Here is a 14318-nt window from a genome sequence, read left to right on the forward strand (position 1 = left end):
ATATTACAAGCGCGGGGATGGGGGGATGAGGGAGATAAGGGAGATAAGGGAGAAGAATTAATAACCCATGCCCAATGCCCAATGCCCCATGCCCCATTCCCTATTTAGGTTAAATTGATGAAAATTGCTCTAGTCCATGATTACTTAACCCAGCGAGGTGGGGCAGAGCGTGTATTTGAACTGCTTTGTAAGCGTTATCCCGAAGCAGACATTTTCACATCTCTGTACGATCGCCAAAAAACTATCGATCTTGGCGATCGCATAGTCAACACAACCTTCTTACAAAAAATCCCTGGTGCAACAAAGTATTTCAGGGCAATGGCTCCTTTATATTTTCCTGCCTTTCGCGCCTTGGATCTGCAAGACTACGATCTAATCATTAGCAGTAGCACTAGCTTCGCCAAAGCAGTCCGAAAAAATCCTAATGCCCGCCATATTTGCTTTTGCCATAACGTCACCCGTTTCTTATGGGATACAGCGACTTATTTAAGAGAATACGGAGACTATAGATATTTTGCACCTTTAATCGAACAAGTATTTGAAATAATGAGAAAGGTAGACCTGAAATATGCCCAGGAACCTGACCTTTACATCGCTAATTCTAGTGTTGTTGCCCGCCGGATCGAAAATATTTACGGCAAAAAGGCAATGATGGTTAACTATCCAATTGATACTAGTAAATTTCTTTTTTCAGATATAAAAGATGAATATTATCTGGCCTCAGCCCGGATGATTAGTTATAAACGACTTGATATAATAGTCGAAGCTTTTAACTGGCTAGGATGGCAATTATTAATATCAGGTGACGGGCCAGAACTAGAACGGTTAAAATCTAAAGCATTAAAAAATATTGTGTTCTTGGGACACGTAAGTGATAGAACCCGCAAAGACTTGTTTTCCAAAGCCAAGTCTATTATTGTCGCAGCCTTAGAAGATTATGGGTTAGTTCCAGTAGAGGCTAACGCTAGCGGCACACCAGTCATCGCTTATGGAGCAGGTGGAGTATTAGATACTCAAATACCAGGTGAAACAGGAGTCTTTTTCAAAAGACAAACACCCGAATCTCTACAAATTGCATTACAAGAAGCCAACGGCATCTCTTGGAATTACGATCGCATCCGTAATCATGCAGTAGCAAACTTTTCAGAAAATGCCTTCTTTGGGAAAGTTGAGCAAATTATTAACCAGGCTTGTGGCGAGCATCAAATATTCATTTGATTTCTGAATCTCTTTCCACTATAAGATTACCTATTTATTTTCTCTCTCGTCTTCGGCGGGTTGTTAAAAAATAGGTATTCTTCGGGATATCTCTTAGCGTAAGTCTTGAAGACAAGGATAATAAAAGTGGTTCAAAATAGTCTAAATCCTCATATAACTCTAGCCTCTGAAACTGAACCAAGCTACGGACAATTGTTTGCCGTATTCGTGCGAAGATTTCCTTGGTTTTTAGCAGTATTAATTAGTTCTATTGCTATTGCAGGCATAGTAACTTTAAATACTAAAGCAACTTATAAAAGTTCAATGCAACTGCTAGTAGAATCTAACTATCAAGGCAAGAAAGAAGGAGCAGGGGTAGACAGCCAGTTTACTGACTCTAATGTAGTTGTAGATACTGCTACGCAACTTAACTTGATGCAGAGTTCAGGACTCATCCGAAAAGCAGTTGATAAACTTCAGTCTGATTATCCAGACATCAGTACAGGTGAAATTAAATCTTCTTTAGTCTTAACTCAATTGAGAAGCAAAGAAGATAATGTCGCTACAAAAATCTTTCAAGTCGAATACACTGCTAGAGATCCAGAAAAGACACAAAAAGTTTTGGGTGCAATTCGACAAGTTTATCTGGAATATAACAAAGAACAACAGAGTTCGCGTTTACAAAAAGGTCTGCAAATTATTAGGGAACAGTTAAGTAAAGCCAGTGAAGAAGTAAACGCATCTGAGACAAATTTACAAAGATTTCGCAGAAATCAGAACTTAATTGATCCAGAGTCACAAGCCAAAGCGATTGAGACAGGTTTAAATAATATTGCTCAAGAAAGACAGACAACTCGCGCTCAGTATGGCGAAGCCTTAGCACGCCAAAAATCTTTAGAAGAACAACTTAACCGTTCTCCTCAAAATGCTCTAGTTGCTTCTCGCCTAAGTCAGTCTACTCGCTATCAAGGCTTATTGAACGAAATCCAAAAAAGCGAACTGGCACTAGCACAAGAACGTCTACGCTTTACAGATCAGACTCCGAGTGTGCAGAGGATCAAAGAACAGCTTCAGGGCCAAAAAGAATTATTGCAACAAGAAGTAGGAAGAACTTTAGGCGAAAAATCTGCTGGTGCATTCACTTCTGGAGACTCGCTTCTTGAAAAAGGACAGCTTGGCCAAATCGATCTTAGCCTTGCTGGTCAGTTAGTAGAAACGCAGACAACTATAGTTGCTTTAACTGCTCGCGATCAAAGTTTGGCCCAGAAAGAAAACGAGCTACGTTTGGAAATAAAACGTTTCCCACCTCTGTTAGCTTATTACAATCGGATGCTACCGCAGTTGCAATTTAGCCGTGAAAGATTAGAGCAACTTTTAAGAGCAGAACAGCAATTACGGCAAGAACTTTCCAAGGGTGGTTTTAATTGGGAAGTGGTAGAAGATCCTCAGAAAGGCGCACAATTAGGCCCCAATCTTCAGCAGAATTTGCTGTTAGGTGGAGTAGTTGGATTTATGTTAGGAGGTATTGCTGCCTTTATTCGAGATTCGGCTGATGATGCAGTTCATACCACTGCTGAGTTAGAGAAACAAATGGCTCTACCATTATTGGGAACAACCCCCAAATTACCGCCAGCCAAACCCAGAGAATCAATGATCAAATTGCCCTTTGGTAAACCAGAAGTTCTCGCTCCTTGGACAATTCAGGTATTACAATCTCCACCGCGTTGGGAATCGCTGGATCTGATTTACAAGAACATTGAACTTTTAAATACTGTTGCTAACTTGAAATCTTTGATGATTACCTCAGCTTTACCAGATGAGGGTAAGTCAGCTTTAGCGTTAGGTTTAGCGATGAGTGCTGCTCGTTTACACAAAAGGGTGTTACTAATTGATGCCAATTTACGCGATCCCAGTTTGCATCATCAACTGAATCTTCCTAATGAACAGGGGCTTTCAACTCTATTAGCGAGTGATGCAACTCTACCCAACCAGATTAGTCTTCAATATTCAGGTTCCTCCTACATCGATATTTTGACTGCTGGCCCCAAACCTGCCGATCCAGCTAATCTATTGAGTTCCCCTCGAATGATGCAATTGATGGCAGCTTTTGAGGAAAACTATGATTTGGTACTCATAGATGCTCCCCCAGTTCTTGGCTTGGTGGATGCTATGCTTACCGCATCATCTTGTCGTAGCGTGGTTATGGTGGCAAGCATTGGTATTGTGACCCGAAGCCAGTTGAATCAAGCTACGGCAATGCTAAGTAAGTTAAATCTGATTGGGGTTGTAGCTAACGGGGTATCAAACTCTAGTAGTAATTACGTGCCTTATATCAAACAACAGCAATTAGCTCTTCGTCAAGCTGTAGAAAAGTAGTTAGTACTGCGAGATGATAGATCCCCGACTTCTTAAAGAAGTCGGGGATCTTGTATTTTGCATTTATAACCAAAATTTATTTTTATTGCTATCAGGAAAATTTTAATATATTCATGCTATCTTCATGGCTTTTCAGAGAAATCACTAGCTCTTTAAAGAATAAATAAAGAATTTATTGGAGCGATCGCTATCTCTAGATAGTCTTATATTCTAGAGATTAAAGCACCTTCACAAAGGCTAGAAGACAAGGTTAGACTGGTTTTTGATAAATCTATCGACACAATAAACACCTCAGTGCAATTCAATGTACATATAGATTTATGGGTAATTTCCCTCTACATATTTCTACTTTCAGTAGTTACCGGAAAATACCGATTGCCCATGAATATTGATAGTAACGTTGATTTGTAAACCCCTACACTAGCAGAATTCTGGACGATATGTGCTTGGCTGAGTGGCAAATAGCAATAATATATTTTTGCCCTCAACTATCTCCAACTTTTTGGACTTACAACAAGATTCGGATTTGGGTCTTTGGCATTGATAGCCTTTGATAGCGCCTCATTAATTCACTCCTGTATAAACCCAAAGACATTATGACAACTTCAATAATTCCAACTTTAGAGAATTTATATGATGTAACCCAGGAACACCAAGATAATCGTGGGTACTGCACACTCCAGTGGCGGCGGGGTCAGTTGTTGGTAAAGCAGCCTGGACGAGTGAAACAACCACATCTAGCTTCATTAGATAGTAAGCGATCGCTAGTAGAGTGCTTACAACATTCTCCAGTAAGTTTGGTAAGCATAGATCCAAAGCTGGATGAACCCTTCCTCAGATTTTGGGCAGATGCGTGCAAAGAAGCTCAAAAACCAATATTCCTAAGCATCTCTGCTGGCAATAAACTTCCTAACCAACCCTGGAGACAATTGCAGCGACTAACTGATTCGATTGCTGCTTTAGTCCTGCTGCTATTACTCAGTCCAGTAATGCTGGTATTGATTGCACTAATGCAGGCTTACTCACCAGGATCGCTTTTTTGCCGTGAATGGCGTGTTGGAGAACGAGGTAAACTCTTTCAAGCAATGAAATTTTGCACACACAACATCACACCACTAGGGCGTTGGATGGGTAAATACAATCTCGACAACCTCCCACAGTTATTTAACGTACTGCGGGGTGACATGAGTTTGACAGGATCTCATTGTTGGACTTTAGAAGATGCAGTACAGCTAAATCAACTACCAGACATCAAAGCTTCCTGGGAACTAGAGGCACTACATCTAGATAGCCAAACACTGTAACTTATCTGTGCGGTATTTCATCTACCGCACCAAGGCTAACGCAAAAATTTTTTACATAGCATCTATAGTACAACAGAGTTCAGTTAAGCATTTCTTCCCTCTCCTCATTCTCTCTGTGCCACGCCAGTTGCTACAAGTCGGGGAACCCGCCCAACGCACTGGCTTCTCTGCGCCTCTGCGGTTCGTTCAATAAAAGAATTAACCCTTAGCCCACCAATATCAATCTATAACAGTCTATCTACCGTGCCAAACTATTATTATAAAATCCATGAATTCTCAACTGCCTCAAAAATTTCGTAGTCTGCTCAAAGCTTCCAACTTTTGGCAAGACAACTATTTGCTACTGCGAGAATTTAAACACTTTCGCAAAATAGTAATTTTAGCTCTGACATTCTCAATTTTAGCAGCAACCTTTGAAGGAGTAAGTATTGGTTTTTTACTCTCCTTCTTGCAAAGCTTAACTAGTCCAAACGCTCAACCCGTCCAAACAGGAATAGAGTGGTTTGATACTTTAGTATTGGGATCTAAAACATCGGCAATTAACCGTCTATATCGTATATCTTCACTGATATTATTGAGTACTTGGTTACGTGTAGCCTTCAATTACTTCGGACAAGTTTATACTGAATTATCCCAACTACATTTTGGCGATCGCTTACGAAAGCAAATTTTTGAACAGTTACAATCACTATCGTTAAGTTACTTCGCCAAAACTCGCTCTGGCGACTTAATTAACACAATAACCACAGAAATTGAAAGAATTAGACAGGGCTTCAGTGGTGCAGCATTTTTAGTAACCAGGGGAATAACAACCTTTGTCTACTTAACATCAATGTTTTTGATATCATGGCAACTGACTGTAATTTCGGCATTACTATTTACACTATTAGGTGTAGGGTTATCTAATCTGAATACCAGAGTCAGAGAATCAAGTTTTGGCATGACATCTGCTAATGCTAACTTTACATCAACAGCCATAGAATTTATTAATGGAATTCGTACTGTTCATTCTTGTGGTACTCAAGAATTTGAGCGCCAGCGTTACTACAAAGCTAGCGACAAAGTTGTAAGTACTACAACTAAAGTTGTATTTACTTGGACACTTGTCAAACCAATTGCCGAAGGGGTAGCTACTACAGTGTTGGTGGGAATGATTATTTTAGCATTCACTAGCCTGGTTAGTAATGGAACCCTACAAGTTGCATCTTTGCTAACCTTTTTCTTTGTGCTATTTCGCTTCGTTCCCTTTGTTCAAGATATTAATGGCACACGAGCATTTCTCAGTACTCTACATGGCTCGGCAGACAATATTAAAAATCTGTTGAAAAGTGATGATAAAAACTATTTTCAGAATGGAAACCTTGAATTTAAGGCTTTAGAAAGGGCAATAAATTTAGTATCCGTAGATTTCGGCTACGATGACAAAAATCTAGTGCTGCATAACATTACCCTAACCATTGAAAAAGGGAAAATGACTGCACTAGTTGGAGCATCTGGTGCTGGTAAAACCACCGTTGCTGATTTAATTCCCAGATTTTATAATGCCACAGAGGGAAATGTTTATATCGATGAAGTTGATATAAAACTGTTTGAGATTAACTCTCTCCGTCGTCAAATAGCTGTCGTCAGTCAGGATACTTTTATCTTCAATACTGATGTTTGGCAAAATATTGCTTATGGGACTCCACAAGCCACTAATGAGCAAATTCAAGAAGCTGCTAAATTAGCGAATGCGCTGGAATTTATTTTAGAAATGCCCGAAGGTTTTAATACCCAATTGGGAGATCGGGGTGTTAGATTATCTGGAGGACAAAGACAGCGAATTGCGATCGCACGAGCGCTACTGAGGAACCCAGAAATTTTGATTTTGGATGAGGCAACTAGCGCCTTAGATTCCGTCTCCGAGCGTTTGATTCAAGATTCATTAGAAAAGCTATCTGTTGGTAGAACAGTAATTGCGATCGCTCACCGACTTTCTACTATTTCTAAAGCAGATAAAGTCGTAGTTCTAGAAGCAGGACGGATAGTAGAACAGGGCAAGTATCAAGAATTACTCGCACGCCAAGGCAAGCTTTGGGAATATCACCAAATGCAATACTATAATTCGTAATTCGTAATTCGTAATTGACAAAGTATAAATTACGAATTAATTTCCTTATACCATTTCTTTGTGAAGCTGCGCCAAATTTCCTTTGCTTCTTCTTTCTTTCTTTGTGTCCTTTGCGTCCTTTGCGGTTCGTTCCTCATATAGTTCAGCGCACCTTCATACAGAACTGGTATTACTAAATTATTTATATAATCAGGAAAAATAAATGGTAAATATAGGCTATCATGCTGCTAAAGTTCAGGGTAAATTTAATCGCTCTCTATATAAAGCAGCTATTTCTCAGATTGCCAGTATCCCCATCAAACAAACTCGGCAAGTTGCGGTAAGTATCTATGCTTTATCATGCGAACGCGATCTACCAGAACAGGTGGCAAGTATTCGGTCATTTATTCGTCATGTCGGCATTCCAGAGACATTTACTGTAGTTTCTGATGGCAGTTATACAGATTCTAGTTGTAATTTACTTCGCCGTATCCATCCCTGTGTTCAGGTAATACTTTTACAAAACTTCCTGAGAACTGATTTACCTCAATGTGTTCTTGATTATGCCCAACTGCATCCAATGGGCAGAAAATTGTCGGCATTGATGTCTATTCCTGTTAATGGTACTACCATTTACACTGATTCAGATATTTTATTTTTCCCCGGCGGGATTGACTTAATTGATTTGAGTAAGTCGGAGGATAAATACTCTCTTTATCTACCTGATTGTTCTATGTCGCTTGACGAGCGAATTATTTATGATGAGTCTGAAAAATCAAATCCCGTAAATGGTGGATTTATATTATTTAGGCATGAATTTGACTGGAATTTTGCTATCGAACGTTTAGCAAATCTTCAAGAAGCTCCTACTTATTTTACTGAACAAACAATTGTGCATTTGACAATGCACCATAATCATGGTCAGCCTCTATGTACAAAAAAATATGTTCTCAATGTAGAAGATCAGTTCATCTATCCAGATCAATCTGCAAGTAAAAACATTGCTCTCAGGCATTATGTGAGTGATGTTAGACACAAGCTTTGGTTTAATGTTGGCATATAAATTGATTAAGTAAACCTCTATTTATATGGGAGTTCAATGAATAATAACGTAAAGAACGGTAACTAATGCTTAACTCAATCAGCGATGCCAAGCAAAATAATAAGCAATTGCAAAGAGGGGTTTTTGAAGAAGACCTGATTTATCAATGCTCCAATTTTAATGTAGGTGAGGGTGGAGGTGTTGAAACTTATTTAGCTTCTCTATTTGAACATCGACCACCTGAAGTTAGCGATCGCGTGATAAAATCGCTCAAGGGTTTAAATCAAAGTCAATTCAAGCTGCTGCACATCCACAGTTCAGATTTACTATTGCAGCTTACGGGCGAATGTCCTGCTGTCTTTAGTGTTCATAATCACTCATTATACTGTCCTAGTGGCACAAAGTATTTAGCAGGGCAGCGAACGATCTGCGATCGCAACTTTTCTTACTTAGGTTGTACCTGGGGTAAATTAGCAGATAAATGCGGTAGCCGTAGACCGTTAAAAACTCTTAAAGAACTTCAAAATACTCATCAGTTATTAGATATCTTAAAAAAGGTAAAAATTACCTTTGTTGCTAATAGCGAATATGTGCGTCAAGAGTTAATTAAAAACGGTGTACCCCAAGAGCAAATTGTAACGCTACACTGTGGTATCTCTGTACCGCAAATAACAACCGCACCCCTAAGTTTAGAAATCCACCAAAATCATAGAATTTTGTTTGCAGGACGGATAGTTTCTGATAAAGGTCTGGAATGGCTGCTTAAAACCTTAATACATACAAATCCACAAATTCAACTTGATATTGCTGGTGAAGGCTGGGAACGACCACGGTTAGAAAAACTAGCAAACACACTCGGATTAAGTAATCGCATTACTTGGCATGGTTGGTGCGATGCCGACAAAATAAATAAACTTTATCAACAGTGTTTTGCAGTCATTTTCCCTAGTGTTTGGCCTGAACCTGCCGGTCTTGTAACCCTGGAAGCTTATGCTAATTATCGACCTGTAATTGGTAGTGCAGTCGGGGGAATTCCAGAACATTTACGAGATGGAGAAACAGGTATTTTAGTTCCAGGTAATGATATCAAAAAGCTAGTTGATGCTATTCATGAGTTGTATGGAGATCATGAAAAAAGCCGACAAATGGGTGAACAAGGTCATGCTTTATTGATGAAGGAATTTACAATGGCGGCTCATGTAAATAATCTGCGAACAATTTATGCAAAAACAATAGCTGACTTTCCTTCGAGAACGAAAAAATTCAAAAGTGTTGCTCAAGTGAAATAAGCTTAGTTTGGTCAAAATCTTAAATATAGACCTAACCCCCAGCCCCTTCCCTACAAGGGAAGGGGAGTAAGATTCAAAGCGTCTCTCCTTTTAGGAGAGAGGTCAGACTCTATTGCATCCAAACAAAAAACGCTATAGTGCATCTTTTCTTTATTAAATATAAACCAAAAAAATATGTCATTATCTCAAGAATGGCAACAGCCTTTAGTCAGCGTTATTATCCCTACCTATAATCGCCCAGATTATCTCAAACAAGCGATCGCTAGTGCTATTAAACAAACTTATCAAAATATCGAAATTATTGTTTCAGATAATTGCAGTTTAGAAAATCCTCAAGCACTTGTGGCATCTTTTGGTGATTCACGCATCAAATTTTGGCGACATCAGGAAAATGTGGGGATGCTTGCTAATCAGCAACATGCTTTCAAAATGGCGCAAGGTAAATACGTTGCTAGTCTTCATGATGATGATATGTGGAATGAAGATTTTTTAGCAAAGCTTGTACCATCATTAGAAGCAAATCCTGAGTTAATTCTCGCTTTTTGTGACCAATATATCATAGATGCAGATAGCATTATTAATAATATTGGGACTGAAGAAAATACACGCGGTTATAAGCGAGATAAACTAGCAAAAGGAATTCATCAACCTTTCTACAAAATTGGATTGGTAGATAAAAGTATACCCACTGCTGCATCTTGTGTGATTCGCAATAATGTTATCGATTGGGATAGTATTCCTCCAGAAGTTAGCGGGATGTGGGATTTATATTTAACTTACCTTTGTTGTGTATCTGGTTATGGCGCTTACTACTATCCAGAAAGACTGACACGATATCGCGCCCATGAGCAAACTGATACTATGCTCAGTGGTAGTCGAGATGTGCAGGCAAAAATTCGCAAGGCTAAAAGCGAAATGTTCTGTTATCAAGTCTTTATGGAAGATGTTCGGTTACAGGAATTTAGAAAGTACTTTCAACAGAAATGGTTGGAGGCTAATACAACTTTGGGGATTGGTTTGTTGCGAAATAAACAGATAGCAGTGGCACGTCCTTATTTTTGGCAAGCGTTGACTAAACAAAAATTTAATGCGCGAACTTTCATCGCACTAAGTCTTAGTTTTACTCCACAATTCCTGGCAAAAAAATTAATAGAAATGTCAAAATAGTACATTAGTCTTGTGTGAGTTATGAAAGTTATTTTTTAATTAAGGGACTTCCAAATAAAAAAATACTCAACTACTTCTTGTGGGGTGGGCATCTTGCCCGCTTTTGTATATGGGCGGGCAAGATGCCCACCCCACAAGATTAGGTAATTTATTTGTTGGAAGTCCCTAACCGCAAAGGGCGCGAAGGTAAGAAAAGAAGATAGGTTTAAGTTTTTGGCTGCGGTTCTGGATGAGCTTAGATTATTAAGAGGATAGTTGATGAAACTTTGTATTGTTACTCATAAAATTAAGAAAGGCGATGGACAGGGACGGGTAAACTATGAGGTTGCTAATGAAGCAATTCGTCGTGGTCATCAACTGACATTGTTAGCTAGTGAAGTCGCACCAGAATTAGAGGAGAATAGCCAAGTTAATTGGGTTAGAATTCCAGTCAAAGACTATCCTACAGAATTTGTGCGGAATTTTATATTTGCCCAAAAAAGTGCAGATTGGTTGCGAAAATATCGCTCTGAAATTGATTTAGTTAAAGTCAATGGCGCAATTAATTTGGCTGCGGCTGATGTGAATGCTGTACATTTTGTCCACAGTTCATGGTTGCGATCGCCTGTTCATATTTCCCGCAATCGCCGAGATTTCTATGGTTTGTACCAATGGCTGTTTACGGCTTTTAATGCCCGTTGGGAAAAACAGGCTTTCCAAAAGGCGCAGGTTGTTGTAGCGGTGTCTGAAAAGGTAGCGCAGGAATTAGTCAACATTGGTGTACCTCGTTCTCGCATTCGCGTAATTATTAATGGCGTTGATTTAGAAGAGTTTGCCCCTGGTGAAAGTAATCGCCAGAAATTAGGTTTACCGGAGAATGTTACCCTAGCATTGTTCGCTGGAGATATCCGCACACCTAGAAAGAACTTAGACACAGTACTACACGCCTTGGTGAAAGTTCCCGATTTACATTTAGTGGTAGTGGGACACACTCAAAATAGCCCTTTCCCTCAGTTAGCAGCCTCTTTGGGGTTAAATGAACGGGTGCATTTTGTGGGATTTCGCCGTGATATCCCCCAAATTATGCAAGGAGTAGATTTATTTGTTTTTCCTTCCCGATACGAAGCTTGTAGCCTCGTATTGTTAGAAGCACTTTCTTCAGGACTGCCAGTAATTACTGCTAAAGCCACTGGGGGCGGAGAGTTGGTGACACCTGAATGTGGCATCGTCTTACCTGACTCAGATGATATTGATGCTTTGGCTTTGGCGTTGCTGACTGTGGCGAGTAGTCCCGCCCTTATACAGCAAATGGGCAAAGCTGCTCGTTCTGTAGCAGAAAAACATAGCTGGACTACTATGGCACAAACTTATGTGGATTTATTTGAGGAGTTAAGCAAGAATGCGGAACACCGTTCTGATACCGACTTATCGCCGTCCACAAGACCTATCACGCTGCCTTTTGGCGCTACAGGAGCAAATTAAACCCGTCGATCAGGTGATAGTGGTTGTCCGCGATACGGATGCAGAAACTTGGCAATTTCTGGCGCAATTAAACGCGCCCAATTTGCCACTGCATACTGTGAAAGTCACACAACCGGGGGTAGTAGCAGCCCTCAATGCCGGACTAGCAGCAGTGGAGGGCGATATTGTCTCCATTACTGATGATGATGCCGCACCTCATCCCGATTGGTTAGAGCGCATCGCTGCTTATTTTACCTCAGATAGTCGCCTTGGCGGTTTGGGTGGACGTGATTGGGTATACCACGGCAGCAAATTAGAAGACGAATCCCGCTCAGTAGTGGGACAGTTGCAGTGGTTTGGGCGAGTCATTGGCAACCATCATCTGGGAGTGGGAGAACCGCGTGAGGTGGATGTTCTCAAAGGCGTAAACATGAGTTTTCGTAAAGAGGCGATCGCACAATTGCGCTTTGACGAGCGGATGCGTGGTACTGGAGCGCAAGTACACTTTGAAATGGCATTTACTCTCACATTAAAACGGGCTGGTTGGAAGATAATTTACGATCCTAATGTTGCTGTAGACCACTATCCAGCACAACGTTTTGATGAAGATCAGCGAAATAACTTTAACGAAACTGCCTTTATTAATTTAGTCCATAATGAAACCTTAGTTTTACTAGAGCATCTGCCATTTATCCGCCGGATTATATTCTTATTCTGGGCAATATTCGTAGGTACATGCGATAGTTTGGGCTTAGTACAATGGTTAAGATTTTTACCTAGCCAAGGACAGTTGGCGGGTAAGAAGTTGCTGGCATCTTGGCGGGGGCGTTGGCAAGGATATAAACAATTTGTCATTGGTCATTAGTCATTTGTCATTTGTCATTTGTCATTGCAGATTGATTATTTCATTTGGGATTTTTTATGTGTAAATCTAAAATCTAAAATTGAATGAATTCTAAGCAGATACTTTTCAATAGTTTTTCGCAAGAAAACTATTCTCCTCAAGAGCGATCGCAACAGGGGTGGATGGCGATCGCAGGCTTTATACTACTAACTGTAGTTTGCTATTTTGCTGGTGCTACTGCTGCATTGCGTCTAATTTACCCGGTGACGGCTTTAGCAGTAGCTGTGTTTTTATACTTGCGGCATCCCATTCTCTACATCAGCTTTACCTGGTGGATCTGGTTTCTCACACCCCTCGCTACCCGCTTAGTTGACTATAAGGTGGGCTGGGATGCTACCCGCCAGATGCTTATAGCACCATACTTGGTGGTGTTTGTAACTATCGCAACATTCTTGCGACATTTTCCCAGCGCCTCACGTCAAGGGGGTTTGCCGTTTGTTATGGCTTTTATCGGAGTCTTTTATGGCTTTCTCATCGGTCTGATTTATAACCCACCAATCCCTGTAGCACGCGGACTGATGGATTGGCTCAGTCCGATCATTTTTGCTTTTCACTTATTTATAAACTGGCGAGATTATCCCAGTTATCGCCAGAATATTCAGCGAACATTTCTCTGGTCTGTGTTGATTTTAGGATCTTATGGCATATATCAATTCGTAGTAGCTCCTGAGTGGGATAGATATTGGCTCATTCAATCAAAACTATTCATGAGTTCTGGAAACCCTGTACCCTTTGGGATGCGTGTCTGGAGTACATTACACTCAGTCGGCCCCTTTGGTTCCGTCATGCAAGCTGGTTTACTGTTGTTATTTACCAGTTCGGGAAATTTAATTTTTCCGGCTTCAGCTGTTGGTTACTTATCCTTTCTACTAACACAAGCGCGGACTAATTGGGGAGGTTGGTTATTTGGAATCATTATGATTGTGGGTTCAGTCAAGACGCGAATTCAAATGCGCTTAATTATCATAATTGTGGTGATGGCAATTTGTGTTGTGCCATTGACAACTATTGAGCCAATTGCTGGAGTTGTAGCAGCCCGATTACAAACTTTTTCTAATCTTCAAGATGATACAAGTTTTAAAGATAGATCGGGAAGTTATGACAAAAACCTTGGTCTAGCCCTTTCTAATGGTTTAGGTAACGGCTTAGGAAATATTTGGAAAGTTAACGAAAAGACTGGTCAAATTGAAGTAGTAGTAATTGATAGTGGCATTTTAGATATGTTTTTCACCCTTGGATGGTTTGGAGCCATTTTTTATATGGGTGGATTAATCTTGTTAATTATTAGTGTTAGTAGTTATAGTGAAGGCCGTTTTGATAGTTTTATTAGTGCTGCCCGCGCTATTGGTATCAGTTCTGCCACACAGCTAGTTATTGGTAGTGGGATGTTAAGTGTAGCAGGAATGATTCTTTGGGGATTTTTAGCTATGGCGATGGCCGGACATAAATACTATAGCAATCCCAAGATCCACGACTTCTCTAACAAGTCGGGGATGTAATAAACAACTTA

The 14318-nt window shown here is 40.1% G+C and carries 10 protein-coding genes; all 10 read left to right on the plus strand.

Annotation, left to right across the window (positions count from 1 at the left end; genetic code table 11):
• The first annotated feature begins 117 nt into the window (after window positions 1-117).
• The 10 genes from V7K98_RS11585 to V7K98_RS11630 all read left to right on the plus strand — a co-directional run bounded on the left by V7K98_RS11585 (window position 118) and on the right by V7K98_RS11630 (window position 14307).
• Window positions 118-1218, plus strand: coding sequence for a glycosyltransferase (locus V7K98_RS11585; RefSeq protein ID WP_335021822.1), 1101 nt, complete (start codon window positions 118-120; stop codon window positions 1216-1218).
• A gap of 126 nt (window positions 1219-1344) precedes the next feature.
• Window positions 1345-3573 carry a GumC family protein gene (locus V7K98_RS11590; protein WP_335021825.1) on the plus strand — a complete coding sequence of 743 codons (2229 nt, stop codon included), beginning with the start codon at window positions 1345-1347 and terminating at the stop codon, window positions 3571-3573.
• 596 nt (window positions 3574-4169) lie between these two features.
• Window positions 4170-4877 carry a heterocyst development glycosyltransferase HepC gene (gene hepC, locus V7K98_RS11595; RefSeq protein ID WP_335021827.1) on the plus strand — a complete coding sequence of 236 codons (708 nt, stop codon included), beginning with the start codon at window positions 4170-4172 and terminating at the stop codon, window positions 4875-4877.
• A gap of 268 nt (window positions 4878-5145) precedes the next feature.
• Entirely contained in the window at window positions 5146-6987 is a 1842-nt protein-coding gene (gene hepA / locus V7K98_RS11600; protein ID WP_335021829.1) for a heterocyst formation ABC transporter subunit HepA, read from the plus strand.
• A 202-nt stretch (window positions 6988-7189) separates the two neighbouring features.
• On the plus strand, window positions 7190-8029 hold the full coding sequence (locus V7K98_RS11605; protein WP_335021831.1) for a hypothetical protein: 840 nt from the start codon (window positions 7190-7192) through the stop codon (window positions 8027-8029).
• A 65-nt stretch (window positions 8030-8094) separates the two neighbouring features.
• Window positions 8095-9297: a glycosyltransferase family 4 protein gene (locus V7K98_RS11610; RefSeq protein WP_335021833.1), complete on the plus strand. Its 1203-nt coding sequence runs from the start codon at window positions 8095-8097 to the stop codon at window positions 9295-9297.
• A 174-nt stretch (window positions 9298-9471) separates the two neighbouring features.
• The gene (locus V7K98_RS11615) at window positions 9472-10464 is read left to right on the plus strand and encodes a glycosyltransferase family 2 protein (RefSeq protein ID WP_335021835.1); all 993 of its coding nucleotides are present in this window, start codon (window positions 9472-9474) and stop codon (window positions 10462-10464) included.
• 258 nt (window positions 10465-10722) lie between these two features.
• Window positions 10723-11925 (plus strand): glycosyltransferase family 4 protein, encoded by a 1203-nt coding sequence (locus V7K98_RS11620; RefSeq protein WP_335021837.1) that lies wholly within the window; start codon window positions 10723-10725, stop codon window positions 11923-11925.
• A complete protein-coding gene (locus tag V7K98_RS11625) occupies window positions 11843-12769 on the plus strand; it encodes a glycosyltransferase family 2 protein (RefSeq protein WP_335021839.1) in 927 nt (308 codons plus the stop codon). Before V7K98_RS11620 ends, V7K98_RS11625 begins: the two co-directional genes overlap by 83 nt.
• Window positions 12770-12852: 83 nt before the next feature.
• Window positions 12853-14307 (plus strand): O-antigen ligase domain-containing protein, encoded by a 1455-nt coding sequence (locus V7K98_RS11630; RefSeq protein ID WP_335021841.1) that lies wholly within the window; start codon window positions 12853-12855, stop codon window positions 14305-14307.
• Window positions 14308-14318: the final 11 nt, after the last annotated feature.

The organism is Nostoc sp., from assembly GCF_036917435.1.
Taxonomy (GTDB): Bacteria; Cyanobacteriota; Cyanobacteriia; order Cyanobacteriales; family Nostocaceae; genus Nostoc.

Excerpts from the sequence above, each read along its gene's own strand:
- hepA (WP_335021829.1), top strand. The coding sequence starts at position 5,146 with ATGAATTCTCAACTGCCTCAAAAATTTCGTAGTCTGCTCAAAGCTTCC.
- V7K98_RS11610 (WP_335021833.1), top strand. The coding sequence starts at position 8,095 with ATGCTTAACTCAATCAGCGATGCCAAGCAAAATAATAAGCAATTGCAA.
- V7K98_RS11615 (WP_335021835.1), top strand. The coding sequence starts at position 9,472 with ATGTCATTATCTCAAGAATGGCAACAGCCTTTAGTCAGCGTTATTATC.
- V7K98_RS11585 (WP_335021822.1), top strand. The coding sequence starts at position 118 with ATGAAAATTGCTCTAGTCCATGATTACTTAACCCAGCGAGGTGGGGCA.
- V7K98_RS11625 (WP_335021839.1), top strand. The coding sequence starts at position 11,843 with ATGCGGAACACCGTTCTGATACCGACTTATCGCCGTCCACAAGACCTA.
- V7K98_RS11630 (WP_335021841.1), top strand. The coding sequence starts at position 12,853 with ATGAATTCTAAGCAGATACTTTTCAATAGTTTTTCGCAAGAAAACTAT.
- V7K98_RS11620 (WP_335021837.1), top strand. The coding sequence starts at position 10,723 with ATGAAACTTTGTATTGTTACTCATAAAATTAAGAAAGGCGATGGACAG.
- hepC (WP_335021827.1), top strand. The coding sequence starts at position 4,170 with ATGACAACTTCAATAATTCCAACTTTAGAGAATTTATATGATGTAACC.
- V7K98_RS11605 (WP_335021831.1), top strand. The coding sequence starts at position 7,190 with ATGGTAAATATAGGCTATCATGCTGCTAAAGTTCAGGGTAAATTTAAT.